This is a genomic window from Paenarthrobacter sp. 22069 (genome assembly GCF_052046035.1).
In the GTDB taxonomy this organism is placed as follows: Bacteria; Actinomycetota; Actinomycetes; order Actinomycetales; family Micrococcaceae; genus Arthrobacter.
The window spans coordinates 12,855-38,863 of record NZ_JBQEQF010000013.1; the positions used below are offsets into that span (position 1 = coordinate 12,855).

The 26,009-nt window shown below is 66.3% G+C and carries 24 protein-coding genes; 13 read left to right on the forward strand and 11 right to left on the reverse strand.

Annotated elements, in window-relative coordinates; all coding sequences use genetic code 11:
* Positions 1-7 precede the first annotated feature (7 nt).
* Genes ACTJK0_RS11970 through ACTJK0_RS11990 form a run of 5 tightly spaced genes read right to left on the reverse strand, consistent with a single transcriptional unit; the run spans position 8 to position 5,436 of the window.
* Positions 8-1,012 (reverse strand): sugar phosphate isomerase/epimerase family protein, encoded by a 1,005-nt coding sequence (locus ACTJK0_RS11970; RefSeq protein WP_440745307.1) that lies wholly within the window; start codon positions 1,010-1,012, stop codon positions 8-10.
* Positions 1,013-1,063: 51 nt separating this feature from the next.
* The gene (locus ACTJK0_RS11975; RefSeq protein WP_440745308.1) at positions 1,064-2,254 is read right to left on the reverse strand and encodes a Gfo/Idh/MocA family protein; all 1,191 of its coding nucleotides are present in this window, start codon (positions 2,252-2,254) and stop codon (positions 1,064-1,066) included.
* A 14-nt stretch (positions 2,255-2,268) separates the two neighbouring features.
* Complete coding sequence (locus ACTJK0_RS11980; protein ID WP_110542182.1) at positions 2,269-3,174, reverse strand: carbohydrate ABC transporter permease; 906 nt, start codon at positions 3,172-3,174, stop codon at positions 2,269-2,271.
* Between the two features lies 1 nt (position 3,175).
* Positions 3,176-4,111 (reverse strand): carbohydrate ABC transporter permease, encoded by a 936-nt coding sequence (locus ACTJK0_RS11985; RefSeq protein ID WP_440745309.1) that lies wholly within the window; start codon positions 4,109-4,111, stop codon positions 3,176-3,178.
* Positions 4,108-5,436, reverse strand: a complete 1,329-nt coding sequence (locus tag ACTJK0_RS11990) for an extracellular solute-binding protein (RefSeq protein WP_440745310.1) — start codon at positions 5,434-5,436, stop codon at positions 4,108-4,110. Before ACTJK0_RS11990 ends, ACTJK0_RS11985 begins: the two co-directional genes overlap by 4 nt.
* A 235-nt stretch (positions 5,437-5,671) precedes the next feature.
* Between ACTJK0_RS11990 and ACTJK0_RS11995 the strand changes: the two genes are divergently transcribed.
* On the forward strand, positions 5,672-6,715 hold the full coding sequence (locus ACTJK0_RS11995) for a LacI family DNA-binding transcriptional regulator (RefSeq protein ID WP_440745311.1): 1,044 nt from the start codon (positions 5,672-5,674) through the stop codon (positions 6,713-6,715).
* Between the two features lie 94 nt (positions 6,716-6,809).
* Here the strand turns inward: ACTJK0_RS11995 and ACTJK0_RS12000 are convergent, their stop codons facing one another.
* Positions 6,810-7,916: a LacI family DNA-binding transcriptional regulator gene (locus ACTJK0_RS12000; RefSeq protein ID WP_440745312.1), complete on the reverse strand. Its 1,107-nt coding sequence runs from the start codon at positions 7,914-7,916 to the stop codon at positions 6,810-6,812.
* A 172-nt stretch (positions 7,917-8,088) separates the two neighbouring features.
* Here ACTJK0_RS12000 and ACTJK0_RS12005 point away from each other — a divergent pair, with 172 nt between their 5' ends.
* From ACTJK0_RS12005 to ACTJK0_RS12025, 5 genes are all read left to right on the forward strand, one after another.
* Entirely contained in the window at positions 8,089-8,946 is an 858-nt protein-coding gene (locus ACTJK0_RS12005; protein ID WP_440745313.1) for an ABC transporter substrate-binding protein, read from the forward strand.
* Between the two features lie 99 nt (positions 8,947-9,045).
* Positions 9,046-9,834 (forward strand): amino acid ABC transporter permease, encoded by a 789-nt coding sequence (locus tag ACTJK0_RS12010; protein WP_110542188.1) that lies wholly within the window; start codon positions 9,046-9,048, stop codon positions 9,832-9,834.
* A complete protein-coding gene (locus ACTJK0_RS12015; RefSeq protein WP_440745314.1) occupies positions 9,831-10,607 on the forward strand; it encodes an amino acid ABC transporter ATP-binding protein in 777 nt (258 codons plus the stop codon). Before ACTJK0_RS12010 ends, ACTJK0_RS12015 begins: the two co-directional genes overlap by 4 nt.
* On the forward strand, positions 10,607-11,650 hold the full coding sequence (locus tag ACTJK0_RS12020) for a Gfo/Idh/MocA family protein (protein WP_440745315.1): 1,044 nt from the start codon (positions 10,607-10,609) through the stop codon (positions 11,648-11,650). The genes ACTJK0_RS12015 and ACTJK0_RS12020 overlap by 1 nt, the downstream gene beginning before the upstream one ends.
* Positions 11,651-11,743: 93 nt before the next feature.
* On the forward strand, positions 11,744-12,865 hold the full coding sequence (locus ACTJK0_RS12025; RefSeq protein ID WP_440745316.1) for an NAD(P)/FAD-dependent oxidoreductase: 1,122 nt from the start codon (positions 11,744-11,746) through the stop codon (positions 12,863-12,865).
* Positions 12,866-12,945: 80 nt separating this feature from the next.
* Here the strand turns inward: ACTJK0_RS12025 and ACTJK0_RS12030 are convergent, their stop codons facing one another.
* Positions 12,946-14,445, reverse strand: a complete 1,500-nt coding sequence (locus tag ACTJK0_RS12030) for a SulP family inorganic anion transporter (protein WP_440745317.1) — start codon at positions 14,443-14,445, stop codon at positions 12,946-12,948.
* A 307-nt stretch (positions 14,446-14,752) separates the two neighbouring features.
* Here ACTJK0_RS12030 and mptB point away from each other — a divergent pair, with 307 nt between their 5' ends.
* The gene (gene mptB, locus ACTJK0_RS12035) at positions 14,753-16,372 is read left to right on the forward strand and encodes a polyprenol phosphomannose-dependent alpha 1,6 mannosyltransferase MptB (protein WP_440745406.1); all 1,620 of its coding nucleotides are present in this window, start codon (positions 14,753-14,755) and stop codon (positions 16,370-16,372) included.
* A 27-nt stretch (positions 16,373-16,399) separates the two neighbouring features.
* Here the strand turns inward: mptB and ACTJK0_RS12040 are convergent, their stop codons facing one another.
* Together ACTJK0_RS12040 and ACTJK0_RS12045 are read right to left on the reverse strand one after the other, a co-directional pair.
* On the reverse strand, positions 16,400-17,656 hold the full coding sequence (locus ACTJK0_RS12040; RefSeq protein WP_440745318.1) for a glycosyltransferase 87 family protein: 1,257 nt from the start codon (positions 17,654-17,656) through the stop codon (positions 16,400-16,402).
* 28 nt (positions 17,657-17,684) lie between these two features.
* Positions 17,685-18,953, reverse strand: coding sequence for a glycosyltransferase family 87 protein (locus ACTJK0_RS12045; RefSeq protein ID WP_440745407.1), 1,269 nt, complete (start codon positions 18,951-18,953; stop codon positions 17,685-17,687).
* A 375-nt stretch (positions 18,954-19,328) separates the two neighbouring features.
* On the opposite strand from ACTJK0_RS12045, the gene ACTJK0_RS12050 reads away from it, so the two are divergent.
* The gene (locus tag ACTJK0_RS12050) at positions 19,329-19,532 is read left to right on the forward strand and encodes a hypothetical protein (protein ID WP_110542194.1); all 204 of its coding nucleotides are present in this window, start codon (positions 19,329-19,331) and stop codon (positions 19,530-19,532) included.
* Positions 19,533-19,564: 32 nt separating this feature from the next.
* Here the strand turns inward: ACTJK0_RS12050 and ACTJK0_RS12055 are convergent, their stop codons facing one another.
* Complete coding sequence (locus tag ACTJK0_RS12055) at positions 19,565-19,822, reverse strand: DUF3072 domain-containing protein (RefSeq protein WP_110542195.1); 258 nt, start codon at positions 19,820-19,822, stop codon at positions 19,565-19,567.
* A gap of 121 nt (positions 19,823-19,943) precedes the next feature.
* On the opposite strand from ACTJK0_RS12055, the gene ACTJK0_RS12060 reads away from it, so the two are divergent.
* The 4 genes from ACTJK0_RS12060 to ACTJK0_RS12075 all read left to right on the forward strand — a co-directional run bounded on the left by ACTJK0_RS12060 (position 19,944) and on the right by ACTJK0_RS12075 (position 24,437).
* Positions 19,944-20,819 carry an NAD(P)-dependent oxidoreductase gene (locus ACTJK0_RS12060; protein ID WP_440745319.1) on the forward strand — a complete coding sequence of 292 codons (876 nt, stop codon included), beginning with the start codon at positions 19,944-19,946 and terminating at the stop codon, positions 20,817-20,819.
* Positions 20,820-21,002: 183 nt separating this feature from the next.
* Positions 21,003-22,364, forward strand: a complete 1,362-nt coding sequence (locus ACTJK0_RS12065; protein ID WP_440745320.1) for an MFS transporter — start codon at positions 21,003-21,005, stop codon at positions 22,362-22,364.
* A gap of 178 nt (positions 22,365-22,542) precedes the next feature.
* The gene (locus tag ACTJK0_RS12070) at positions 22,543-23,265 is read left to right on the forward strand and encodes a GntR family transcriptional regulator (protein WP_440745321.1); all 723 of its coding nucleotides are present in this window, start codon (positions 22,543-22,545) and stop codon (positions 23,263-23,265) included.
* On the forward strand, positions 23,262-24,437 hold the full coding sequence (locus ACTJK0_RS12075) for an MFS transporter (protein ID WP_440745322.1): 1,176 nt from the start codon (positions 23,262-23,264) through the stop codon (positions 24,435-24,437). Before ACTJK0_RS12070 ends, ACTJK0_RS12075 begins: the two co-directional genes overlap by 4 nt.
* A 147-nt stretch (positions 24,438-24,584) precedes the next feature.
* On the opposite strand, the gene ACTJK0_RS12080 is transcribed toward ACTJK0_RS12075, so the two are convergent.
* On the reverse strand, positions 24,585-25,385 hold the full coding sequence (locus ACTJK0_RS12080; protein ID WP_440745323.1) for an IclR family transcriptional regulator: 801 nt from the start codon (positions 25,383-25,385) through the stop codon (positions 24,585-24,587).
* A gap of 120 nt (positions 25,386-25,505) precedes the next feature.
* Here ACTJK0_RS12080 and ACTJK0_RS12085 point away from each other — a divergent pair, with 120 nt between their 5' ends.
* Positions 25,506-26,009, forward strand: coding sequence for a tripartite tricarboxylate transporter TctB family protein (locus ACTJK0_RS12085; protein ID WP_440745324.1), 504 nt, complete (start codon positions 25,506-25,508; stop codon positions 26,007-26,009).

Below are 26,009 nucleotides of genomic sequence, written 5' to 3' on the forward strand. Positions count from 1 at the left end.
CGTGGGGTCAGCGGCTGGCGAAGGCGGCGTCGAAGGCTGCTGCCGGCGGGGCGATCCGGGCCAGGTCCTGGACCATGGCCAGCGCCTGCGGGGCGCCGACGAGCCGGTCCATGCCGGCGTCCTCCCACTCGATGCTGGTGGGGCCCTGGTAGCCGATGGCGTTCAGGGTCCGGAAGATCCGGTTCCACTGCACGTCCCCGTGCCCGGCCGTGACGAAATCCCAGCCGCGCCGGGGATCGGCCCAGGCCAGGTGCGAGCCCAGGCGGCCGTTGCGGCCGTCGAGCTGGCGGATGGATTCCTTGACGTGGACGTGGAAAATCCTGTCTGCGAAGTCCTGCAGGAACATCACGGGGTCCAGGTCCTGCCAGATGAAGTGGGAAGGGTCGAAGTTCAGGCCGAAGTTTTCCCGGTGGCCGATGGCTTCGAGGGTACGTTTGGCGGTCCAGTAGTCGTAGGCGATTTCGGACGGGTGGACCTCCAGGGCGAACCGGACACCCACCTCGTCGAAGACGTCGAGGATGGGGTTCCAGCGGTCCGCGAAGTCCTGGTAGCCGGCGTCGATCATTTCCTGGGAGGCGGGCGGGAACATGGCCACCGCCTTCCAGATGGAGGAGCCGGTGAAGCCGGTGACGGTTTTCACCCCGAGGCGGGCAGCAGCCCTGGCGGTGTCCTTCATGGCTTCCGCTGCCCGGCGGCGTACGCCTTCGGGCGCGCCGTCACCCCAGACGTCCGCTGACGGGATGCCCTGGTGGCGCTCGTCGATGGGGTCGTCACACACTGCCTGTCCGGTCAGGTGGTTGGCGATGGCGAACACCTTCAGGTTGTTCTTTTCGAGGATGTCCAGCCGGCCCTGGAGGTAGTTGTCATCCTCGGCCGCGCGGCGCGGATCCAGATGGTCGCCCCAGCAGGCGATCTCCAGGCCGTCGAAGCCCCACTCGCCCACGAGCCGCGCCACTTCCTCGAAGGGCAGGTCGGCCCACTGGCCGGTAAACAGCGTGATTGGTCGTGTCATGTCTATTCCTTGGATCGCTTGAAGCTGGTCATTGCCGTGCCGAACCGCTGCTCAGACTTTTTGCCACTGGCTGGAATTTGCGGCACTGGACTCCACGGCGGCCAGAACCCGCTGCACCTGCAGGGCGTCCGCGAAGGACGGTTCCGGCTGCCGGGCTTCGCCGATGGCCGTGACGAGGTCCACCACCTGGTGGGTGAAGCCGTGCTCATACCCCAGGCCGTGGCCGGTGGGCCACCAGTTTCCGACGTAGGGGTGCTCGGGCTCGGTGACGAAGATCTTCCGGAACCCGGCGTCGGGGGATTCGGCGGCGTCGTAGAAGGACAGGACGTTCATGTCCTCGAAATCGAAGGCGAGGGAACCCTTGGTGCCGTTGACCTCCAGCCGCATGGCGTTCTTCCTGCCCAGGGCGTACCGCGTGGCTTCAAAGACGCCGATCGCACCCGAAGCCGTGCCGCCGTCGAACTTGGCACTGAAGATTGCCGCGTCATCAACCGTGACTTTTCCGCGCGGAGCATCACTGCTGAGGTCGCCGTGCCCGCCGAGGCCCACCAGGTCGCCGGCCAGCGGGCGTTCCTGCACAAAGGTCTCCATCAGTGCCGATACCCCGCTGATGTTCAGGCCTGTGACCCACTGCGCGGCGTCGATGCTGTGTGCTCCGATGTCACCCAGGGCACCGGATCCGGACCTGCTCTTGTCCAGCCGCCACGTCATGGGGGCGTTGGCATCGGTGAGCCAGTCCTGCAGGTACTGGGCCCTGACATGCCGGATGTCGCCCAGCCTGCCCTGTTCCACGAACCGCTTGGCCAGCGCCAGTGCCGGAGTTCGGCGGTAGCTGAAGCCGCACATGGAGAAGACGCCGTTCTTCGCGGCGGATTCCGCGACGAGCGTCATCCGTTCGGCTTCCTCGACGGAGTTGGCCAGCGGCTTCTCGCACAGCACGTGCTTGCCGGCTTCCAGGGCGGCCATGGCAATATCGGCGTGCGTGTCGCCGGGCGTGCAGATATCGATGAGGTCGATGTCTTCGCGCTCGATCAGGCGGCGCCAGTCCGTCTCCACCGATTCCCAGCCGAGCTTGTCTGCCGCGGCACGGACGCCCTCGGCATTCCTGCCCGCGACCGCTGTCAGCCGGGGCTGCAGGGGCAGGTGGAAAAACCGGGGTGCAGTGCGCCAGGCGTGGGAGTGGGCTGCACCCATGAAGGCGTAGCCCACCATGCCGACCCGCAGGGGTTGTGCGGTGGTCATTGTGACAGTCCTTTCTACTTGCTGAAGCCGGCGGTGAGGCCCGCAAGCAGTTGGCGCCGGCCGATGACGTACAGCACCAGGATGGGCAGGGTGCTGAGCACGACGGAGGCGAGCACGGCGGGGATGTTGACGCTGAACTCACCCTGGAAGGTCCACAGGCCCAGGGGCAGGACGCGCAGGCCGGGACTCTGCGTGAGGACCAGGGGAAGCAGGAACCCGTTCCAGACATGCAGGCCGTTGTAGATGGCAACCGTCACGATGGCCGGGCGCGTGAGCGGCAGCGCGAGCCGCCACATGGTCTGCCATTCACTGCAGCCGTCCAGCCGCATGGACTCGAACAGTTCGTTCGGGACGTCGCGGATGAAGTTGGAGAGGATCAGCACCGTCAGCGGGATGGCGAAGGCAATGGACGGCAGCATCAGCGCCAGCAGGCTGTCATACAGGTTGAGCCGGATGATCATCAGGTAGATGGGAATGATCGTTGCCTGCAGGGGAATGGCAAGCCCCATGAGGAACACGCCGTTGACCAGCTTGAGGAACCTGCCGCTGCCACGGACGATGGCGAAGGAAGCCATGAAGGAAACCAACACCGTGGGGATCACGGAACCGAGCGTGACGATGGCGCTGTTCATGAAGTACGTGGCGAAATCGGCCTCGAGGACCATCTGGTAGTTCTCCAGCGTGGGCGAGGTGGGGAGGGCCAGGGGATTTTGGCCGAAGTATCCCGCCTGCGTCTTCAGGCTGGTGATCACCACGTAATAGACCGGCAGGATGATAATGGCCAGCCAGATCCAGCCGCCAAGGCCGCCGGGAATGTTCAGCCGCCTCAGCCGTGAACCGAGCCCCCGCTTTGCGGCGGTGGTGCCGCCGCGCAGGCCGGTGCCGGCCTCCTGGATGTTGCTTTTCAGGACGGTACTCACCCTACAAACCTTCCAATTGGCTGCCCTGCTTGTCCTTGCCCCCAAGGCGCTGGAGGAACAAGGCAAGTGCAAGGCCGATGATGACGAGAATGACGGCGATGACGCTGGCAGGGCCCATGAGGTTGGCCCGGAAGCCCCTCAGGTACATGTCCAGGGCCAGGATGCGGGTTGAGTTTCCGGGTCCGCCCCCGGTGAGGACGAAGATCAGGTCGAAGTAGGTCAGTGAACCCACCACCATCAGCGTGGACGAGGTGATGATGGTGTACTTCAACTGGGGCAGGGTGATGTGGAAGAACTGCTTGATCGTTCCCGCGCCGTCGATCTGGGCCGCCTCATAGAGGGACTTCGGGATCTGCCGCACGCCGCCCTGGTAGATCAGCGTGTGGAACGGCACGAACTGCCAGGCGATGACGAAGATGACCAGGCCCAGGGCCAGTTGCGGTACGCCGAGCCAGTCCTGCGCGAGGAACGGCAGTCCCAGGCCGGTTGCCAGGCCGAAGTTGGGGTCCAGCAGGGCTTTGAAGGCAATGGCGACGGCGGCGGAGGACAGCAGCAAGGGCAGGAAGTACAGCACCGCCAAGGCGGCACGGTAACGCTGGCTGCCTGCGGTGAAGACGCCCAGCAGGAGGCTGATGGGCGTCTGGACCAGCCAGGAGACAATCATGATCAGGAAGGTCAGCCCCAGGGCGTTGTACAGTCCAGGATCTGCCAGCACGGAGAACCAGTTGTCCAGGCCCGCCGCCCCGATGGCACCGATTCCGTCCCAGCTGGTGAAGCTGAGGATCAGCACCCCTGCCAGCGGGATGACTGCGAACACCAGGAAGAAGAACAATGCGGGAACGGTCAGCCAGGCCAGGGCGGCCTTGCGCTGGTCGGTCTGCTTGGAATCGCTCACCCTGGCGGCTGCCCGCGGGGCGGTTGAGACGGCGTTGCTCATTTGCCGAGGGTGCCATTCATGTTTTCAGCAAACTGCTGCGGCGTGATCGACTTCAGGAACAGCTGGTCGATGTTGTTCAGCAGGGCCTCGGCCGCGGTGGGGCTCAGCGCCTGGTCCCAGGACTGCTGGAAGCTCGGGGCGTTCTTGGCCATGTCGTAGACGAAGTTCAGGAACTCCTTGTCCTCGGATTTGTCCAGCTTGTCCTCGATGCCGTTGACGATGGGCACCGAGCCGGAGTTGATGTAGGCATCAATCACCGTGTCCGTCAGGATGCCGTCCTTGAAGAACTTCTTGGCGGATTCCTTTTCCTTGTCGCTGGCCTTGGAGGAGATGGACATGTAGGCCGCGGGGTTTCCCACGCCGTTCTTTGGGTCGCCCTTCCCGCCGGCAACGGTGGGGAACGGGACGAAGCCCAGCTTGCCGCTCTGCACAAAGTTCTGGCCCGCCTTCTTCATGGCGCCGTAGGTCCAGGATCCGTGCAGCATCATGGCTGCCTTGCCGGAGAACAGCAGCGCCTGGTCCGCCTGCGAGTCAGCGGTGATGGAGGAGAAGCCCTTGATGAAGCCGTCGGCGGAGACGAGTTCCTGGATCTTGGTCCCGGTCTCAATCACGGCCGGGTCCATCCAGGCGTTGGGCTTGCCTTCGAAGATCGCCTTGAACACCTCCGGGCCGCCGATGCGGTCCAGCAGGTACTCGAGCCACATCATTGAGGTCCAGCGCGACTGGCCGCCCAGGGAGAAGGGGGCCACGCCCATGTTGTTGAAGGTCTTGACCAGCGACATGACGTCGTCCCAGGTATTGGGCGGCTGGACGCCTGCCTTCTGGAAGAGCTCCTTGTTGTAGAACAGGACGATCGGGGCTACGTACTGGTTGGGGAGGGCATAAATCTTGCCGTTGACCGTTGCGGCGCCAAAGACGGACGGGAAGAACTTCTTCTTCAGGTCCGGGTTCTGCTCGAACCAGCCCGTGAGGTCCTCCACCTGGTTGGCCTCGGCGTACGTTTTCAGGCCACCGCCGCCCCAGCCGTAGATGATGGTGGGCGCCTGGTTTGCGCCGATCGCGGTCTTGATCTTGGTCTTGTAGGCGTCGTTCTGGAAATAGGTGACGGAGATCTTGTCACTGGAGTTGGCCGAGTTGAAGGCGTCCACAGCCTTCTGCATGGTGGTCTGGTTCGGCTCGCCGGACAGATACCACATGCTGGCGCCCCCGCCCCCGCTGGAGGCACCCGGACCGGACGTTCCGCAAGCAGTGGTTACGGCAACGGCAAAAGGAGTAAGGGCAGCGAGGGCGAGGAAAGAGCGGCGGGAGGTCTGGGGTTGCTTCATTGCTTCTCCATTGTGAAATTTGCTGTCAGGTGCGGGCTGTAGAGCCGCCACATGTCCGAAACATTTCGAACAGTGATTTAAGTCACGGTCTAAACTAAAGCGGCAAATGTGCTCTTCGTCAAGGGCTGGTCAGGGAATCTTTCGCCTGGAAGTTCGGCTTCGCCTGGTCCTTGACCCCGCACATTCATGATCCGCACAATAAAGGCAGTCATCATTTTCGAAAGATTGCGAACTCATGAGCCTCAAATCGCCGGCGGACCCCAAGCCGACGCTTGCCACCATTGCCAGGCAGGCGGGGGTGTCGGCGCCAACCGTTTCCAAGGTGGTTAACGGCCGCGACGATGTGGCACCCGAAACCAGGGCACGCATCCTCGCCGCGCTGGAGCAGGCTGGCTACCAGTCACCTATGCAGCGCCGGGCGGCCGCGGACACTGGAGCCGTCATTGAAGTCGTCATCGACGTCCTGGACTCCGCGTACACCATCGAGGTCCTGAACGGCATTCTGCAGTTCGCCGCAGCTGCCGATGTCGAAGTCCTGGTAAGCGTCACGGGGCAGGCAGGGCCGGCGCGGCATGCCCCTGAGCGCCGCGCCCAGCGGATGCTGGAAGAGGGCAGGGCGGGAATGATCGTTGTCACCTCCGCCTTCAGCGAGGACCAACTGCACGCTTTCCGGCGCCGCCACATACCCGTCGTCGTGATCGACCCCCTCAACCCGCCGTCGGCTGACGTTGTCAGCGTCGGGGCGACCAACTGGGCGGGCGGCAAGGCGGCCACGGAGCATCTCCTGGGACTGGGACACCGTCGGATCGCCTACATCGGCGGCATTGAGGGCTCCGAATGCAACCAGGCACGGCTACACGGCTACATGGCAGCCCTGATGGCTGCCGGCATACCGGTAGACCCTGAATGCATCATCTCCGGGGGCCGATTCCGGGCCGAGAGCGGGGTGGCCGGGCTGCGGGCGGTGCTGCAGCTGGACCCGAGGCCCACCGCCGTCTTCGCCGCCAGCGACACCATCGCCCTGGGCGTCCTCAGCGAAGCCCGGCGCCACGGGATCAAGGTTCCCGAGGACATCAGCCTCATCGGTTTCGACGGCACCAACCAGGGTGAGCAGTCTGTTCCGTCGCTGAGTTCGGTGTCGCAGCCGCTCGAGGAAATGGGGCGCGCGGCGCTGCGGTCACTCCTTCGCCAGGTGCGCGGCGAGATCCTGGATTCGCACCGGGTGGAGCTTGCAACGCAGCTGATCGTCCGTGAATCCACCGCGCCTCCCGCATCCTGAGCCGGCCGGTGGTAACTCCTGCAGCAGCAACGGCAAGGAAACCAGACGGATGAAAATCACCAGCCTCGACACCGTGACCGACATCCGGCCGCCATCAGCTGACCGTGGCCGCCAACGCTTCCGGCTCCGCGCCCCCGGTGCCCCGGCGGGGCCCCACGGATCCGCGCCGCACCAGGGTTGCCGTGAACTGCGCGGGCGGCCCCGGTGGCCGTCCCTCCATCTGGCGGATCAGTGCCTTGGCGGCCGCCACGCCCATGTTGTAGACGGGCTGGGCGATGACGGTCAACGGCGGGGTGGTGAGCCGTGTCCAGGCAAAATCGTCGTACATCAGGAATGAGACGTCTGCCGGAATGGACAGGCCCAGTTCCCGGATGGCCTCCACCACGCTGAGGGCGATCAGGCCGTCCGAAGCCACCACGGCTGTGGCCGCATCCGGCCCGCGGAGCACCTCGCGGGTAACGCCGCGGATGGAGTCCTCGTCGCCGGCGTTCAACCGGACCAGGTCCTCGGGAAACGGCAGCCCCGACCCGGCGAAGGCCTGCCGCATCCCCTCGATGCGGTCTGCGATCTGCGAGGATTCCAGCGTCATCCCGGGCGTGTATGGGGCGTCCGTCCGCAGTGTGGAAATGAACGCGATCCGGCGGTGTCCGGCGTCCAGGAGGTACTGCGTGGCCTCCCGCGAGATCCTTGCCATGTCCACGGCCATGGTCTCCACCGGCAGGTCCCCGGCCGTGCGGTCGATGAAGACCAGGGGGCGCCCGGACCGGTGCACTTCCTGCAGGTGTCCGGTGTCCACTGATGACGCCGGAGCGACGATCAGCCCGTCCACCCGCTTGTCCAGCAGGACGCGGACAGCGTCGACTTCCGCCGCGCGGTCCTCGTCGGTGTTGACCAGGATGACGTTGTAGCCGGCCTTCTTGGCGGTGTCGGTGATTCCCCGCGTGGCAAGGCCGAAGTGCGGGTTTTCGATGTCGCCCACCACCACGCCAATGGTGTGGGACTTGCCCGTGTTCATGCTCCGGGCAAGCTCGTTGGGCCGGTAGGAAAGCGCCTCCGCGGCAGCCAGGACGCGCTCCCGGACTTCGTCGCTGACAGCGCCGTAATTGCCCAGCGCGCGGGCGGCCTGGGCCTTGGAGACCTGGGCGGCCTTTGCGACGTCGGCAACGGTTACGTCCCGCCGTCGTGCTCCTTCAGCGCTCATCTTCACCTTCCAGCGGGGTGTTGACGTCCGTTGTGACGTCAGCTACATTTCTATCCATCGATGTGAGTCCGGTCTCAATCCTAGAGGGTGAGACCGGACTCAACAAGAACATCGGCGACTTTTATCGGCGGCCCTGACAGCACCGCCTCCCACCAAACGATTGGACAACGCTGTGAAGAAGAAGAATCTCCGCCCGGCCGGAATTGCCGCGGCAGCACTGGCCGCGGTCCTGGCCCTCTCCGGCTGCGGCTCCACGTCTGCTGCATCCACCACGGAGAACAACCCCTATGGCCTCATCCAGCCCGGCACCATCCGCGTGGCCAGCCTGGGCGACTCCAAGCCGTACACCTTCGCCGACGCCTCCGGTAACTTCACCGGTTTCGACGTGGAACTGTTCAAGGATGTGGCCCACCGGGCCGGTGTGGACAACGTGGTCTTCACCGGGCAGGACTTCTCCGGCCTGCTGGCCGCAGTCGCTAACGGCCAGTTCGACGCCGGTGTTGCCGCAATCGGCATCACGGACAAGCGCAAGGAAACCGTCGATTTCTCCGACGGCTACCTGGCCGGCTACCTGACCGTTATCACCACCAAGGCCTCCGGCATCACAGGGGTGGACGGCCTCGCCGGCAAGCGCCTGGGCGTGGTCCAGGGGACGCTGCAGGAGGCCTACGCAGTGAAGAACTTCACCTCGGCCAACCTGGTCCGCTTCCCGGACAACAACACCGCCATCGCGGCGGTGAACAGCGGAAGCGTTGACGCCCACTTCCTCGACTACGAGGCCGCCAAGGCCTACGAAGAGCAGCACGGGCTGGTCAGCGCCGCTGACATCCCGTCCTTCGACGCCCCCGCCGGCTTCGCGGTGGCCAAGGGCAAGACCGCGTTCAAGGAAGCCCTGAACAAGGGGCTGGCGGCGGCCATGGAGGACGGCACCTGGAAGAAGCTCTACCAGAAGTGGTTCCCCGGCTCGCCGATGCCTGAGCAGTACCTGCCCAAGGCCGAGCAGACGGCGTCACCCGCCCCGAGCAAGTAAGCGCGGCAGGCACGCAGCCTGCTACCCGGCCTCTGGCCGCCCCGCCGGGNGCAAGCGGCCCGCCCGGCACCTCCCCACAATCTACGTCTGAGAGCAACCATGGACTGGCTCAACACCATCATCCGTACCTTCTTCGACTTCCGCGCTATGGCCGAAGTCATGCCCCAACTCCTGGCGGTCGGCCTGCTGAACACGCTGATCATTTCCATCGCCGCCACCGTCCTTGGCACGGTGCTGGGAATGGTGGTGGCCGTCATGGGCATCTCGCCGTCCACGTGGCTGCGGGTTCCAGCAAGGATCTACACCGACCTCTTCCGCGGCCTTCCCGCCATCCTCACCATTCTGCTGATCGGCCAGGGCTTCGCCCGCCTGAGCCAGTCGGTCTTCGGCCCCTCGCCCTACCCGCTGGGCATCATTGCGCTGAGCCTGATCGCCAGCGCCTACATCGGGGAGATCTTCCGCGCCGGCATCCTCAGCGTGGACAAGGGCCAGGGCGAGGCCTGCCGCGCCCTGGGCATGAGCTACGCCAGGTCCATGGCCCTGGTGGTGGTGCCCCAGGGCGTCCGCCGGGTCCTGCCGGCACTGGTAAACCAGTTCATCGCCATCGTCAAGGACTCCTCCCTGGTGTACTTCCTGGGCCTGCTGGTCACCGAACGCGAACTCTTCCGCGTCGGCCAGGATGCCGCCGTGCTGTCCGGCAACCTTTCACCGCTGGTGGCAGCCGGCCTCTTCTACCTGGTGATCACCGTCCCGCTGACGCACCTGGTGAACCACTTCGACAACAAGTTCCGCACCGGCCGCCGCCGCCCCGCACCGCCCACCAGCGGGCTGAAGGAAGTCAAGGAACTCGACGCGGCCTCGCCGCTCACCACCGGGAGCAACACATGAAAACCCCAACCCCCACCACCACCGCAGCGCCCGACGCCCAGGCGTTCCACGGCTCAAGTCTGGAACTGCGCAACCTGACCATGGCCTACGGGGACATCGAGGTGCTGCGCAACGTCAGCCTCACAGTGGCCCCGGGCACCACCACCTGCATCATCGGCCCCTCGGGGTCCGGCAAGTCCACGTTGCTCCGCGGCATCAACCGGCTGCATGAACCCAAAAGCGGCGACGTGCTCCTCGCCGGCGAAAGCGCGCTCACGGTCAATCCGGACACCCTCCGCACCCGCATCGGCATGGTCTTCCAGCACTTCAACCTCTTCCCTGACCACACCGCAGAAGAGAACGTTGCCCTGGCCCTCTGGAGCGTCAAGGGCATGCCGAAAGCGCAGGCCATGGAACGCGCGCGGCGGCGGCTCGCCGAGGTAGGCCTGGCCGAGCGCGCCGACCACCGGCCCCGGGACCTTTCCGGCGGCCAGCAGCAGCGCGTCGCCATCGCCCGTGCCCTGGCCATGGAACCCGAAGTCATGCTCTTCGACGAAGCCACCAGCGCCCTGGACCCGGAACTGGTGAAAGGCGTCCTGAACCTGATGGCAGGCCTGGGCCGCCGCGGCATGACCATGCTGGTGGTCACCCATGAGATGGGCTTCGCCCGCAAGGTGGCCGACCAGGTGGTCTTCATGGACGAAGGCGAAGTGGTGGAAGCGGGAACACCCGCACAACTCTTCGACAACCCCCGCAGCGAACGCCTCCAGCGCTTCCTCTCGGAGGTGCTCTGATGGCGGAGGCTGCAACGGCACGCATCCGGACCGCCGTCGTCGGCTTCGGCATCTCCGGCAAGGTGTTCCACGCCCCGCTGATCGCCGCCAACCCGGACTTCTCCCTCGACGTCATCGTCACCTCCAACGGGAGGCGGGCGGCTGAGGCGGCACGCCTCTACCCGCAGGCCCGGATTGTTGCGACGCCGGAGGAACTGTTCGCGCTTGCCGCTGACCTCGACCTGGTCATCCTCGGTACCCCGCCGCACACCCATTACGGGCTGGCGGCAACTGCCATCGCCCACGGGCTGCACGTCGTTGTGGACAAGCCTTTCGTCCCCACCTCCGCCCTGGGTGAGGAACTGGTCAGCAGGGCGGCCGACGGCGGCGTGCAGCTTACGGTGTTCCAGAACCGCAGGTGGGACGCCGACTTCCTCACCCTGCAGAAGGTGTTGGCCTCCGGAGAGCTTGGCGAGGTCACCAGCTTTGAATCACGGTTTGAATGGTGGCGCCCGGAAGGCTTCGGAAACTGGCGGGACACGGTGTCGCTTGCCGAAGGCGGCGGCATCCTGCACGACCTCGGCGCGCACCTGATCGACCAGGCAATCCAGCTGTTCGGCCCGGTTGAACAGACCTACGGCGAGACGGCCAACCGCGGGCCGCACCCGGACGCCGCCGACACGGAGGCCTTCGTGTCCCTGCTGCACGCATCCGGCGTCCGGACGCGGCTCTGGATGAATGGCATGGTTGCCCAGGCCGGCGCCCGGTTCCACGTCCTCGGCTCCCGGGCTGGCTATACCAAGTGGGGCCTGGACGGCCAGGAACCTGCCCTCGCAGGCGGGATGCCGCCGTCGGATCCGGCCTACGGACTTGACCCCCAGGAGTCTTGGGGGCTCCTGGGCATCGACGGGGCAACGTCTCCCGTTCCTGCCGAACGCGGCGCCTACCCGCAGTTCTACGAAAAGCTGGCAGCCGCCCTGCGCGGCCAGGGCCCGCTGCCCGTGGATCCGGCCGGACCGCTCGAGGTCCTGAAGGTCATCGAAGGCATCTACGCCCTGGCCTGACCCGCCGCATCCGCATTCCATTCCATTCCATTCCATTCCACGACGCAGGTCCGCGTCCTTCAGCATTACGAATTTCCATAGAAAGGGACACCAATGTCCTCTGCAGCATCCACCAAGCGCGTCGCGATCATCGGCGGCGGCATCCTGGGCGTTTCCACCGCGGTGCACCTCCTCCGCGAAGGCGCCTCCGTGATCCTGCTGACCGAGCGCGGCCTGGCCAGCGAAGCCAGCGGCCGCTCGCTGTCCTGGCTCAACTCCGCCGGTGAACGGTCCACCCCCTACCACCAGCTGCGGGTGGCCGGTGTGGACCGCTACCGCACCCTTTTTACCGCCGACCCCAACCGGGAATGGCTGCAGTTCGGCGGCGGACTGATGTGGAACGCCGAGGGGGAGCGCGGGGCCACCGAAGCCCGGCATGCCTACGAAAAGTCCATTGGCTATGACTCCAAGCTCGTTGGCCCGGAGGAAATCGGCTCCGTCACCCCCGGGATCGATTCCAGCGCCGTCCCCGAGAACGCCATTTTCAACCCCGGCGAAGGCTGGGTAAGCCTGCCGGACCTTATCGACTTCCTGATGGAGGAGTTCCATTCCCGCGGCGGCGAACTGGTCCTCAACGCCGGCAAAGCCTCCGTCATGGTGGCGGGCGGCCGCACCACGGGCGTGGAGACTGCGTCCGGCGGGACCTACCCGGCCGACGCCGTGCTGGTGGCCTGCGGCGCAGCGACGCCCGCCGTCGTCGCTCCTCTTGGTGTCCACATCCCCAACGGTTCCCCGGTGTCCATGCTGGTGGTGACCAAGCAGGTCCAGCACCAGGTTGCCGCCGTGATGAACACGCCGCGCGCAGCCCTCCGGCCCAACCCGGGCGGCACGTTCGCGCTGGACCACGACTGGTACGAGGAGCGCATTACCGAGCACGCCGACGGCTCATTCACCATCCCGGATGAGGTGGTGCAGGAACTGGCCGACGAAGCCTCCAAGCTGGTGGCCGGCAACCCTGAACTCAAGCCCGCTTCCTGGAAGATGGGCTACAAGCCCATCCCGGGCGACGGCGAGCCGGTCCTGGGCGAGCTGGGCCAGGTTCCCGGCTGCTTCGTCGCGTTCACCCACTCCGGCGCCACCCTGGGCCTCATTGCCGGTGAACTGCTGGCCGGCGAGATCCTGACCGGAAAGAAGCACCCCATGCTGGCCACCTTCCGGCCCGGACGTTTCTCCTAGGAACCAAAGCAGCAGGCGTGGCCGGATGGCCCCGCCTGCTGCTGCGTTAAAGGGTGTCCTGCCCGGGTGCGGGCAGCGGGTCAGGTGCCCAAATGCCCCGTCAGGCGGCGGTGGAAGCCGGTGCTGCGCTCATCGAGGCCGACGATTGCCACCGTGGCGCCGTGGTCCGCGTACTTGGTCTCGATTGAGTCCAGGGCGGCAACGGTGGAGGCGTCCCAGATCTGCGCGCGGCTGAGGTCGATGGTCACGGAGCCCGGATCGTCGGCGTAGGCGAAGTGTTCCACCAGGTCGTTGCTGCTGCCGAAGAACAGCGGTCCCACCACCTCGTAGCGGACGCTGCCGCCGTCGCCGGCCAGGCTTCGCTCCACAGTAATGACGTGGGCCACGCGGCGGGCGAACAGCACCATGGCGAGGATGACGCCCACCAGGACGCCGTAGGCCAGGTTCCCCGTGAGGACCACGACGGCGACCGTGACACCCATGACCAGCGTCTCCGGGATGGGCATCCGCTTCAGGGTGGACGGCTTAACGCTGTGCCAGTCCACGGTGGTGACCGCGACGACCATCATGACGGCGGCCAGGGCCACCATGGGAATCTGTCCCATGATGGAGCTCAGGCCGGTCACCAGAGCCAGCAGGAACAGCCCGGCCACGAACGTTGAAATCCGGGTGCGGGCCTGGCCGGTCTTGACGTTGAGGACAGTCTGGCCAATCATGGCGCAGCCGGCGATGCCGCCGTAGAAACCCGCGAGGATGTTCGACACGCCAAGGGCCCAGGACTCCCGTCCCTTGTGCGAGGGAGTGTCCGTGATCTCGTCCACGAGTTTGGCGGTCAGCAGGGTCTCCATCAGGCCGACGAACGCCACGCTCAGCGCCGTGGGCAGGACCAGCTGGAACGTCTCCAGTGTGAACGGGAAGAGGAACGGCGTGATCCCGGGCATGGCACCGGTGAGGGGCCCTTCGTCCGAGACGCTGGGCACGGCGAGGCCGGCGACAATGACGATCGCTGTGACCACGACGATGGCCACCAGCGGCGAAGGGACTGCCTTGGTGAAGCGCGGAAGGATGAAAATGATGGCGAACGTCAGGGCGAACAGGACGTAGGCCAGCCACGGAACGTTGATGACATGGGGCACCTGGGCCATGAAAATCAGCACGCCCAGGGCATTGACGAATCCGATCATTACCGACCGCGGAATGAACCGCATCAGCCGGGCAAGGCCGGCCAGGCCAAAGACCACCTGGATCACGCCGGCGAGGAGCACGGCCGGCAGGACGTACTGGGTGCCATGCTCATGCACCAGCGGGGCGATCACCAGGGCCACGGATCCTGCCGCGGCCGTGACGACGCCGGGCCGTCCGCCGAGGACCGACATGGCTAGCGCCAGCACGATGGAGGCAACGAGGCTCACCATGGGATCCACGCCGGCCACGATCGAGAACGATATGACTTCCGGGACGAGGGCCAGGGTGGTCACCATCCCGGCCAGGACCTCGCGGGACAGCTGCCGTGGGGAACGCAGCGCCGTGAGCACGGTGATTGGTTGCCGGATGGGGCGGATGCGGTCGGCGGTGGCCATGGAGCGGCTCCAGGGGGTTGGCTCTGCGGAAAGAGCGGTGGGCAACGTTTCTGCGCGCCACGCTGCGCACGGACCCGGCACTGCCGTGGAAGGCAGACTGCCGTGGAAGACAATGGGATGGAAAGAAAATGCGCCGAAAACCCGGCTGCCTTTCCAACGCTAGCTTAGCTATGTTGCCAAACTGTGGCGTTCCGGGCGCCGCGGACCGGGGGTGTCCATAAGCATGGCTGATAAAATAGCCGGGTTGCAGGGCGGCCTTGTGAAGCTGGGCGAGCAGTGCCGTAACAAGGTAGGGGACCACACAATCATGTCGGCAGGCGGGTCACACCTCAGGACATCGGAGAGCAGGCCGGGCGCACTGGCCGACGCCTCCGTGCCCGCCAGGGGCCGCGCCTACCTGGCGACCATCGAAGGTTTCATCGGCGCCCTCATGATGTTTGTCGGCTCCATTGGAACCGGCTGGATCGCCAACGGTTCCCCCATGATCCGGCAGCCGGTGGTGATCGCGCTCCGCACCGAGGGCTGGGGAGTGGCGGTGTCCACGATCCTCCTGACGGCCGGCGCCATGCTCCTGATGCGCTCCTGGCTGCGGCTGGGCCAGCGGCTGGGGGACTGGGGCCACTCGGCGCTCCGCTCTGTAGTGCTTGCCATCTCCGCCTGGTCCCTGCCGCTGATGTTCTGTGTCCCGGTCTTTTCCCGGGACGTCTACGCCTACACCGGCCAGGGCAGGCTGGTCATGGAGGGCCAGAACCCCTACGAGGTGGGCATCTCCACCCTCAACAACTGGTTCGCCCTGGGCGCCGACCCCGCCTGGGCGGAAAACCGGACGCCGTACGGGCCGTACTTCCTGTGGCTGGCGCGCGCGGTGGTGGGACTGACCGGCGCCCAGCCGGACGCCTCGGTCCTGCTCTTCCGCCTGCTCGCCGGCGCCGGTGTGCTGCTCTGCGTCATCTTCGTGCCCAAGCTCGCCGAACTGCACGGCATCAACGGCGCGCGGGCCCTGTGGATCTCCGTGGCCAACCCGCTGTTCCTCATCAGCTTCATCGCCAGCGCCCACAACGACGCACTCATGGTGGGCCTGGCCGTCGCCGGCGTCTACTTCGCGGCCACCCGCCGCTACCTGGCGGGCATCCTCCTGGTCACCGCCTCCATCGGCATCAAGCCCATCACGGTCCTCTTGCTGCCGTTCATCGGGGTTATGTGGGCGGGCCCCTCAGCCTCCTGGCCGCGTAAGTTCCTGACGTGGGGGGCGACGGCGGCCATCAGCTTCGGCGTGCTGGTCCTCAGCGGCATCCCCTACAACCTGGGCATCGGCTGGACCTGGGCCATCATGGACCCCACCCCGGGCTACACCGGCTACTCGCCGTCCGGTTTTATCGGCCAGCAGGTGGAGATGCTTGCGAACGCGCTGGGCCTTCCGGGCGGAACGCTGGCCACCTGGCTGCGCACTGCCATGAAGTGGGCGGCGATCGCCCTGGTCCTGCTGCTGATGTTCCGCGGCGACTACTCGCGGGCGGTGCGGCGGATGGCCCTGGCGTTCACCGCCGTCGTGATGCTTTCACCCATCATCCAGCCCTGGTACATCCTGTGGTTCCTGCCGTTCCTTGCCGTCACCGGCATCCGGGACGACTGGCAAATCCGCTCGCTCTACGTGGGCGTGACGTTTTTTGTGGTGTTCGGCGCCCAGGACCAGCTTTCCGTCTGGTCCTTCGTGGAACTGCCCATCGACGCGTCGTCGCTGGCGTTCTTCACGGCCCTTGCGTTCACGTTCTACCTGCTGGTCCTGGACGTGCACACGCGCAAACTGCTCATCGAAGGCAAGCCGCTGGATCTTGCCCGCAGCGGCTGGCAATGGGCGATGGAACGGCGGGCGGCCAGGCGCGCTGCCGCGGCTCCGGCCGCAGCCGACCGGCCCGAAAGCCGCTGACCGCCGGACCTGCCAGCCGTTAACCTGCTACCTGCCCGCCGGCACCTGCGCGGCCGTCCTGCGGCCCAGTTCGGCGGTGCGCTTCACCGACCACCAGAGCAGCACCACCAGCAGGACGTTGCGCGTGGTGAGGATGGCCGCCATGACCGGGTGGGCGTGGATCAGCGGGGTGTAGAACAGCGGGTAGATCACGAACGTGGTCATCGCGATGCCCATCAGCAGGGCAGCGGGGACCTTCCAGCGCTCCCAGTCGTGCGCCAGGCCCGCGATGATCACCGGTGCCAGCCAGATGATGAACTGCGGGGAGCCCACCTTGTTGAAGACGATGAATGCGGTGACCATCATGAGCGAGCCTTCGAGGAAGAGTTCCTCGCGTTCGGCGCCGCGCCGCATGGCACGGACCAGCAGGATGGCGGCAATGATGGCCGCGAGGATCAGCAGCGGCTGCATCAGGACCGCTGCCGTGGCGGCCCCGGGCCCGTAGACCTCAGTGGAGTTGATGGCCGTGTTGTCCGCCATCTTCGAGCCCGCGATGTGGAACACGCTCAGCCAGACCCAGGGCGTGGAGAAGGTGGCCTCCAGCTGCATGCCGCGCTCGCCCTGGTTCAGGAGGAAGTCCATGATGTGCGGCAGGCCCCCGGCCAGCCACGTGCCCAGGGCCACGGCGGCGCTAACGGCGGCGCCGGCGAGCACCACCTGGATCCGCTTGTGGCTGGCGATGACGATGGGAACCAGGACAGCTGCGGGCCACACCTTGATCCACGTGGCGATGCTGAGGAGGACGCCGGCCACGACGGGCCGTTCCGCCGCATACAGCAGGGCGATCAGCACGATCGGGGCGGTGATGCCCTCCACCCGGGCGAAGCTGAGGTAGCCCATGAAGACGGTGAAGAACAGCCACCACCAGGCCGGGGCGACGCCCGTCACCTTCCGCGGACCCAGGGTGAGGTAGAGCAGGCCGACGGCGTTGAGCAGCGTGATGATCAGGAACCAGACCAGCAGGTAAAGGCTTGGGCCGGCAATGTTGGCGAGGAAGATGGGGATCTGCGCCAGCACCGGGTAAACCCATGGGCTGATCTTCCCGGTCAGGTCCGCCGGGTTGTAGCCGGCCATGGCCCACTGCCGGTACTGCTCGGTGTCGCTGAAGGTGTCCCCGTTCAGGAAGAAGGACGCCATCCAGCCCAGGAAATACAGATGGACGACGGCGAAGCCCCACCAGACGCTGGACGGACGGGCGAACCAGTCCACCACCTTTGCCGGCAGGACTTTGCTGCGGACCGTCACCAGGCGGTCAAAGAACCTCGTGGAAATCTCAGGACTCCTTGAGCGCGGGGGCGGGTACGGCGGTCTTCCGGCCCAGGGAGTACAGGCGCCGGACGCTCCACAGGAAGAGGACCACCAGCAGGACGTTGCGGGTGGTCAGCACCAGCGCCATCCACGGGTTGTTGTGGCTGAGGGCGTCGTAGAACAGCGGGTAGATGAAGTAGGTGGCCACGGCGATGGCGATCAGCATCGCGGCCGGGACGCGCCATTCCCGCCAGCTGTGCGCCAGGCCCACGGCGACGGCGGGGCCCAGCCAGACCATGAACTGCGGGGAGCCCACCTTGTTGAAGACAACGAAGGCGGCAGCCAGTGCGAGGGCGCCGGCGAGAAGCAGCTCAGTCCGGTCCACGCCGCCGGCCACCTTGTGCTGCTTGCCGTTGTGGAGGGCCCAGAAGGCCAGGCCTGCCACCAGCAGGGCGGCCAGGACCAGGAGCGGCTGCATCAGCACGGACATGGTGGCGGTGCCCGGGCCGTCCACCTGCATGGAGTTGATGTCCGTGTTCATGTACATCCGGGAACCGCCCGCGTTCAGGACAGAGAGCCAGAGCCAGGGGGTGGTGAAGGTTGCCTCGAGCTGCATTCCGCGGTCGCCCTGCTGGGTGAGGAAATTCAGGAGCCGGGGGACGCTGCCCAGTGCCGCTGCCAGCGCAACGACGGCCGCCGTCGTCGCGATTCCCGCCAGGACCACCAGCAGGCGGTTCTTCACCACCGCGAAGAGTGCCAGCATGATGGCCGCAGGCCAGACCTTGACCCATGTGCCGATGGCCAGCAGGACCGAGGCGACGAAGGGGCGCTTGACGCCGTAAGCCAGGGCGACCAGGACCAGCGGGGCAGTGAGGCCGTCCACGCGGGCGAAGCCAAGCCAGCCCATCAGGAAGGTGAAAGCCAGCCACCACCAGCCGGCCGGGATCGCCTGGCTGGCACGGCCGCGTTCGGTCAGTTTCAGCAGGGCCCAGCCGTTGAGGAGCGTGGTCATGAGGACCCAGAGGAAGAAGAACGGTCCGGGCCCCGCCAGTCCGGCGATGGCCATGGGGATAAGCGCCAGGATGGGGTAGACCCACGGGCTGGGGCCGCCGCTCAGGTTCGCGTCATTGAAGCCGGCCATGGCCCACTCGCGGTAGATGAAGGTGTCGCTGAAGGCCTCGCCCCGCAGGGACAGCGATGCGGCGAAGACAAGGAAGACCAGGTGGACCACGATGAAGCCGCCCAGCAAGCCGCGCCCGGAGTTCAGTGCGTTCCTTGCGGGGGTGGGGAGGATGACGTTGCGGATCCTGGTTAGATTGCCGAAGAGAGCGTCGGTGGAAATGGCGGAATCCTTGTCAGGTCGTTGCACAGTCAGCGGTCGCGCAATAATGGCTCGGGTGGGGCCGCGGGGCGGGTTTCAAAGGCACGTGGAAGCCCTGAAATTCGGCTCCCACTCCTGTCCAACTCTAATTGACGGTGCCTCCCGGCCAGTAATTGTCAGGACAAACGCAGGGGCGTGAGGCGCTGACCTGCGTCATTTATCTAAAGTTGTTGGCCCTTATTCGCTCGGGCACCATGGTTCGAGCACGAAAGTGCCAACCGCCTATGCAGCCAGGGGGAGCGCTGGGCGGCGTTTGCCCACCCACCCTGAAAGACATAAGGCCCACCCATGAACTTCCCACTGACCCTCACCGTGTCCGATCGCCACAGCATGGACAGCCAGCTCGACGACGCGGTCGCAGCCGCCAAGGCCCACGCACTGGACGGCAAGCGCCACGGCATCCTCGTCACGCGGCACGGCGCCGACACGTTCACGGTTGACCTCAGCGAGACAGTTCCCTTCGGCCTCACCCGGGAATGCCAGGCCTGGTAGGCCCCTTCCGTTCGGGCGCGGCCGGTTTCGGTTCAGCTGCCTGAACTGTCCCCTTCGCCGGAAACGCGGTTGCTGCGCTGCTGCAGCCTGTCGATGTGCTTTGACGCCTCCGCCTTGCTCAGGTCTGCGGGAAGTTCCTCCCCGGCCTCCCGCGCCAGCGTATCGAGGTAGCTGCGCTGCGCCGCCGTCATGGGTTCATCACCGGTCACCCAGTCTTCCGGATCCCTGTTAAGGCCTGCGTTGGGCTCGGGTTCGGGGCTGCCGATGGTTTCCTGGTTGCTGTCGCTCATGCGCACGAGTCTAGGACGGGCCACCGACATTCGTCAGGAGCCGGCAGTCCTGATGAATAACCAGCTGAATCCTGGAAACGTTGGTTTGGTAGGCAAAGCCAAACATTGACAGGAGGATGACGTGAACGACAGCAAACTCACTGTGGCGGTGCTGGGGACCGGGATCATGGGGGCGGCCATGGCCCGGAACCTGCTCCGCGCCGGCCACGCGGTGTCAGTGTGGAACCGGGACGCGGCCAAAACGGAACCACTGGCCGCCGAGGGTGCCAACCGGGCGGCGGACCCTGCCCAAGCCGTGGCCACTGCCGACGTTGTCCTGACCATGCTGTACGACGCCGCGGCTGTTGACCAGGTCATGCGGCAGGCTGCTCCCGGCGTCAGGCCAGGAACGGCGTGGGTCCAGTCCACGACGGTGGGTGTGCAGGATGTTCCTGCCGTGGCAGCCCTGGCCGCGGAACTGAGCTTGGACCTGGTCGAGGCCCCGGTTTCCGGCACCCGCGCGCCGGCCGAAGCGGGCCAGTTGCTGGTGCTTGCCGCCGCCCCCGGTCCCGTACGCCGGCGCGTCGCTCCGGTCCTGGACGCCATCGGCGCCCGCACCATCTGGGCGGGCGACGACCCGTCCGCCGGTTCGGCGGCCCGCCTCAAGCTCGTGGTCAACAGCTGGGTCATCGCCGCCTCCAATGCCGCCGGTGAAGTGGTTGCCCTTGCCCAGGCGCTGGGCGTCGATCCCCAGCAGTTCCTTGACGTGGTGGACGGCGGTCCCCTGGACCTTCCCTACCTCCGGATGAAGATGGATCTCATCCTCAAGGGCGCGCTGGAACCTGCATCCTTCGCAGTGGACACCGCCTGCAAGGACGCCCACCTCATTGTCGATGCTGCCGCCGAACAGGGCCTGACGCTTGACGGCGCCGAAGCGTTCGCTGCCCGGCTGGACCGGGTGGCCGGGCAGGGGCATGCCAAGCAGGACATGGTTGCTGCCTACTACGCCAGCCGGTAGCCCGGGAACGCGCGGCTCTTCCGCGGGATAGCGCTTGCCAATTGACGTTGCGCACGTCACCTTCTATAGTGAATGAATCGATTCAAGAGCTGTTCCGCCGTTCCAATGCACCGGCGCAGACGACAACCCCGAACACCTGCTTTGGCCAGCGGTTCCTTGCCAATGAAGACGAAGGACAAGCACATGAGCACCACCCCAACCCGAACCCCGCTCACCGGTGAGGATGCTGGAACCGGAGCGCGGGACCTGAGGAAAGCGGCGATGAGCGGCTGGATCGGAAGCGCGCTGGAGTATTACGACTTTGCGCTGTACTCGCTCGCCGCCACGCTGATTTTTCCCTCCATCTTCTTCCCGTCGGAGAACCCCACCGTTGGAATTATCGCCTCGCTCGCAACATACGCCGTCGGGTATGTTTCCCGCCCTGTAGGCGCAGTGGTCCTTGGGGCCTACGGTGACCGGCATGGCCGCAAGAAGGTCCTCGTCTTCGCAATGCTGCTCATGGGCTTCGCCACGTTCGCTGTCGGCCTGCTGCCCACCTACGGACAGGTAGGCCTCCTGGCCCCGGGCCTCCTGGTGGTCCTCCGCCTCATCCAGGGCTTTGCCGTGGCCGGCGAACTCGGCGGTGCCAGTGCCATGATCGTCGAGCACGCTCCGGACTCCAGGCGCGGATTCTTTGCCAGCTTCAGCCTCCAGGGCACACAGGTGGGCTCCATCCTGGCCACCGCCGTCCTGCTCCCGCTCGCCGCCGTCCTTCCGGCGGACCAGTTCGGCTCCTGGGGCTGGCGCATCCCCTTCCTGCTCAGCGCCGTCGTGATCCTTGCTGGCTACTTCATCCGCCGCCGGGTCCAGGAACCGCCCACGTACGTTGCCCAGTCAGGCCAGCCGCAAGCCAAGCGTTTCCCGCTGGTCGAGCTCCTGCGCACCCGTCCGGGCGTCCTGATCCGTTGCGTCGCGATGACCTTCACCAATGTAATCGGCATGGCCACCCTGATTTTCGGTGTTTCCTACGCCACCCAGAAGGGCTACGGCAACGGCTTTTCCAGCAGCGAGTTCCTTTGGGTGACCCTTGTGGCCAACATCGCCGCCGTTGTGACCATTCCGCTCTTTGGCGCACTGTCCGACAGGATTGGCCGGCGGACGCTCATGGCGGCCGGCGGAGTTATCGGTGGCCTGCTGGTGGGCGGCTACCTCTGGGCGATTGAGCAGGGAAGCCTGCCGCTGGTCTTCGTCTGCGTGGTGATCGTGCAGGGCATCTTCTTCCAGATGTGGAACGCCACCTTCGCCACCTTCTTCCAGGAGCAGTTCCCCATGCGGATCCGGGTGACCGGCTTTGCCGTCTCGCAGAACATCGGTCTCATGATTGCCTCCTTCTTCCCGAGCATCTTCACGGCGATCGCGCCCCCGGGTTCCGCCAATGTCCCGCTGACCATCGGCCTGACCACCCTGGGCATCTGCCTCGTCTCCGCCGTGGCCACCCTCCTGTCATCGGACACCAAGGGGACCTCGCTGCAGGACCTCGAGGCGCAGAAGGTGCGGCGCCCCTAGGCGGACGGCACCGAACAACGGCCGACGACGGCGGGGAGGTCCCGCCGTCGTCCCCTCCCCAAATGCCCGGCAGGGAAGTCGCTGCCGGGCATTTTCTTTGCCCGGCGCCTTCCGCAGGAATTCCCGGAGGTCATGTTGTATAGATGTATACAAGTATGATGTTTGGTGGAGGTGCATCTTGCCCGAAACACCAGCCCGGAACACCGGAGCATATGTTGTCTACGCCGAATTGAAGCGGCGCATCCTGGCCCTCGAGCTGAAACCGGGGGAGCGGATCTACGAGCCCGCCATGGCCGCGGAACTCCATGTCAGCCGCACGCCACTGCGGGAGGCGGTTCGGCGGCTGATTTCGGAGAGCCTGCTGGAGCAGCAGCCCACGGGGGCCGTCCTGGTGCCGGCCCTGGACGAGGCGGCCATGTCCGACCTCTTCGAAGTCCGCGCGGCCATGGAGTCCCTGATGGCCCGCAATGCCTGCCTGAAGGCAACGGAGGCGGACATCGCGGTGCTGCGCGGCATCCTTGCCCGCAACGCCGCGATGGTGGGGTTCGCCGATGACGCGATGCAGCAGGGAATGTCGCTGCACGCAAAGATCGCGGAGATGGCGGGAAATGCCTGGGCGCGCCGCTTCCACGGCCAGATCACGGGCCACATGGAGCGCTACCGGCACTTCACTAACAGCACCCAGGAGCGGCGGGACCAGGCTCTGGTCCAGCACCGCGCCCTGGTGGACGCCATCGCCGCCGGTACGGCGGACAAGGCAGCGAACATCGCCTTCAACCATGTGATGGCCGCCCGGGACGCGGCCCTCCGGGCCATGTCTGGAAGCGCGGCGAGCGATACCGAGAGCGGCGACCCCGAGGCTGGCGACCCCGAGGCTGGCAACGCGGTAGCCGGCGCATGATCGGCGAACTCGGGCGCCGCTCCGCCACTGCACTCCTGGTCCATTCGGCGCTGATCCAGGCGGTCACCTTCCTGGTCCGGCCTGCTGCCACCTACCGCGCCCTGGAGCTGGACGTCCCCGACTTCGCGCTGGGCCTGCTGGCCGCCAGCTACGCGGTCTTTCCCCTGCTGCTCGCAGTTCCCACGGGCGGCCTGGTGGACCGCCTCGGTGAGCGCCGGCTGATGGGGATCGGGTCCGCCGTCGTCCTTGCCTGCTCGGTCTTCCTGCTCCTCTGGGGTTCATCCATCGTGGCCCTGGTCTTCGGAACCGCACTCCTGGGTGCCGGGCAGCTGGCGTGCGTGGTGGGGCAGCAGGCGGTGGTGGCCAACAACGCCGCTTCATCCCGCATGGACTCCGCGTTCGGATACCTGACCTTCGCCGCATCGCTGGGGCAGGCGCTGGGACCGCTGGCGATTGCCCTGGTGGGGGGCGCCGCCGTCCGGCCCGACACCCAGGCCATCTTCCTCCTTGCCGTGGGCATGGGCCTGGTACTTTTCGCCACCACCTTCGCGGTCTCTGCCCACGTCAGCGGCGGGAAGCGGAAGGCCGTCGCCGCCGACGGCGCCACGGGCGGTCCCATGGCGCTCCTGAAGGCGCCCGGCGTCGCCCGCGCCCTCGCCACGAGTGCCACCGTGCTGGCCGTGGTGGACCTGACCATGGTCTACCTGCCCGCGCTTGGCGCCGACCGGGGGCTGACGGCCGCAACGGTGGGTGCCATGCTGACCGTCCGCGCAGTGTTTTCCATGGTGTCCCGGCTCCTGCTGGGCCGGGTCTCCCGGAGCATTGGCCGGATGCGGCTGCTGGTGGTGAGCCTTGCCCTCTCCACCGTTGCGCTGGCAGCCACGGCCATTCCCATGCCGGCGTGGCTGCTGTTCGTCGTGATGGCGGTGCTGGGTTTGGGCCTGGGTATCGGCCAGCCGCTGACCATGTCGTGGCTTTCCGCGCAGGCTCCCGCCGGGCAGCGCGGCCGGGCGCTCGCGCTTCGGCTGGCCGGCAACCGGGTGGGCCAGGTGGTGCTGCCGAGTGCCATCGGCGTTGTTGCCGCCGGCCTTGGCGCGGGCGGCGTGTTCCTCGCGTCCGCCGTGGTGGTGGGCGGAACCATGGTGCTGCTGCGGGGTGTGCAGCTGGATTAGCTGCTGCGGGAGCGTCACGCCAGGCAGCCTTTGAGGGCAAGGCCGACGGCGGCAGCCCCGGCTTTCCGGGCCCCCGCCCCGGGTGGGACGAAAGCGTGCCGTGCGTGACGCCGTCGTACATCTCTTGGTGGGGGCGGCCGGGAGGGGTCAGTAGACGGAGCCCTCCAGCAGTTCGGAGAGCCGGCCGGCGGCGCGGCGCAGCTCGGGGACGCCGGCTTTCAAGGTGGCCTCGCTGGCCGCTTCCACCGGGCTGGTAAGCGAAATGGATTCGGTGGGCCGGCCCGTCCTGTTGGGGACGGCCATGGCCACTGACAGGACGCCGGTGGCCCGCTCATCGGCCGAGAACGCATAGTCGGTTCCGGACTCGGGCATTCGGGCACGAAGGTCTTCCGCCGTCAGGGTGGCGTCTTCCTGGCCGGCCGCAACGGCCGCCGCCACCGCCTGCTGAAGTTCGTCATCGGACGCCGATGCGAGCAGGATCTTTCCTGCGGCGCCGAGCGTCAGGGGCAGCCGCTTGCCCAGCGGCAGGTCGTAGCGCAGCGGTGCCTCGCCGTCCACGCGGGCCACCAGGATGCGTTCGAACCCAAGCCGTGAATACAGCGACGCCGTCAGTCCGGTCTGCGACGCCACCTGCTGAAGGACGGGGCGGGCGGCGACCACAAGCGGATCATTTTCCAGGAAACTGCGCGCAGCGGGGAGGACCGCCGGGCCGATCCGGTAGGACTTGTCGGTCTGGCTTACCATCCCGAAGTCCTGCAGCACCCGGAGGATCCTCAGCGTGGTGGGCAGGCTCATGCCACAGTTACGCGCCAGATCACTGAGCCGCTGTGGCCGTTCCGCCCGCTGCAGTTCCGCAAAGACCTCCATCGCCCTCGAAAGGGAGCGCATGTTCGAGGACTTGGGGCCCTCTTCTGCCGTGCCGGCCGTGGTGGAAGTCGTCGTCGCCATTCTTTCATTGTATGTAAGTTCCTTCCGCTTGACAGTCCCTGTGTCTCCTGTCACTATTTCTCAGTACGCAATATAGTTTCATTCTGTGAAATGAAACGCCACGCTGTGAAAAGGAAACTCATGACAACGGAGTCAGTCACGACCAAAGCAGGGAGCACCCTTCGGGTCGCCCCCAGCGTGCTGGCGGGAATCGGCGCCTTCGCCGCGGTCGGCATCTATGTCCTGGTCAGCTCGGTCAGCCTGGGCCTCTGGACGTCCCTCGGCCCTGGTGCCGGGCTGTTCCCCTTCGCGATGGGAACGCTCCTGGTGGCGATGTCGGCAGTCTGGCTCCTCCAGGAACTCCGCAGGCCTAGCGCCAGGGGCGAGGGCGTGGACAAGGGGGTGGTCATCTCCGTCGTGGCCAGCCTGGTCATCCTGGCGTCCGTGATGGACCTGCTGGGCTTCCAGCTGAGCATGTTCGCGTTCCTGCTCTACCACTTGAAAATCCGGGGACGCCGGGCATGGATGCCATCACTGATCATTTCCCTGGCGGGAAGCGTCGGCGCCTTCTACGCCTTCAATTACGGCCTGAACGTGGCCCTTCCCGTCTCGGCATTTACTCCGCTGAACCTGATCGGACTCTAG

Excerpts from the sequence above, each read along its gene's own strand:
- ACTJK0_RS12025 (WP_440745316.1), top strand. The coding sequence starts at position 11,744 with ATGTCCTCTGCAGCATCCACCAAGCGCGTCGCGATCATCGGCGGCGGC.
- ACTJK0_RS12000 (WP_440745312.1), bottom strand. The coding sequence starts at position 7,916 with ATGAGCGCTGAAGGAGCACGACGGCGGGACGTAACCGTTGCCGACGTC.
- ACTJK0_RS12020 (WP_440745315.1), top strand. The coding sequence starts at position 10,607 with ATGGCGGAGGCTGCAACGGCACGCATCCGGACCGCCGTCGTCGGCTTC.
- ACTJK0_RS12030 (WP_440745317.1), bottom strand. The coding sequence starts at position 14,445 with ATGGCCACCGCCGACCGCATCCGCCCCATCCGGCAACCAATCACCGTG.
- ACTJK0_RS12010 (WP_110542188.1), top strand. The coding sequence starts at position 9,046 with ATGGACTGGCTCAACACCATCATCCGTACCTTCTTCGACTTCCGCGCT.
- ACTJK0_RS12050 (WP_110542194.1), top strand. The coding sequence starts at position 19,329 with ATGAACTTCCCACTGACCCTCACCGTGTCCGATCGCCACAGCATGGAC.
- ACTJK0_RS12075 (WP_440745322.1), top strand. The coding sequence starts at position 23,262 with ATGATCGGCGAACTCGGGCGCCGCTCCGCCACTGCACTCCTGGTCCAT.
- ACTJK0_RS12015 (WP_440745314.1), top strand. The coding sequence starts at position 9,831 with ATGAAAACCCCAACCCCCACCACCACCGCAGCGCCCGACGCCCAGGCG.
- ACTJK0_RS12055 (WP_110542195.1), bottom strand. The coding sequence starts at position 19,822 with ATGAGCGACAGCAACCAGGAAACCATCGGCAGCCCCGAACCCGAGCCC.
- ACTJK0_RS11985 (WP_440745309.1), bottom strand. The coding sequence starts at position 4,111 with ATGAGCAACGCCGTCTCAACCGCCCCGCGGGCAGCCGCCAGGGTGAGC.
- ACTJK0_RS12065 (WP_440745320.1), top strand. The coding sequence starts at position 21,003 with ATGAGCACCACCCCAACCCGAACCCCGCTCACCGGTGAGGATGCTGGA.
- ACTJK0_RS11990 (WP_440745310.1), bottom strand. The coding sequence starts at position 5,436 with ATGAAGCAACCCCAGACCTCCCGCCGCTCTTTCCTCGCCCTCGCTGCC.
- ACTJK0_RS11975 (WP_440745308.1), bottom strand. The coding sequence starts at position 2,254 with ATGACCACCGCACAACCCCTGCGGGTCGGCATGGTGGGCTACGCCTTC.
- mptB (WP_440745406.1), top strand. The coding sequence starts at position 14,753 with ATGTCGGCAGGCGGGTCACACCTCAGGACATCGGAGAGCAGGCCGGGC.
- ACTJK0_RS11995 (WP_440745311.1), top strand. The coding sequence starts at position 5,672 with ATGAGCCTCAAATCGCCGGCGGACCCCAAGCCGACGCTTGCCACCATT.
- ACTJK0_RS12085 (WP_440745324.1), top strand. The coding sequence starts at position 25,506 with ATGACAACGGAGTCAGTCACGACCAAAGCAGGGAGCACCCTTCGGGTC.
- ACTJK0_RS12080 (WP_440745323.1), bottom strand. The coding sequence starts at position 25,385 with ATGGCGACGACGACTTCCACCACGGCCGGCACGGCAGAAGAGGGCCCC.
- ACTJK0_RS11970 (WP_440745307.1), bottom strand. The coding sequence starts at position 1,012 with ATGACACGACCAATCACGCTGTTTACCGGCCAGTGGGCCGACCTGCCC.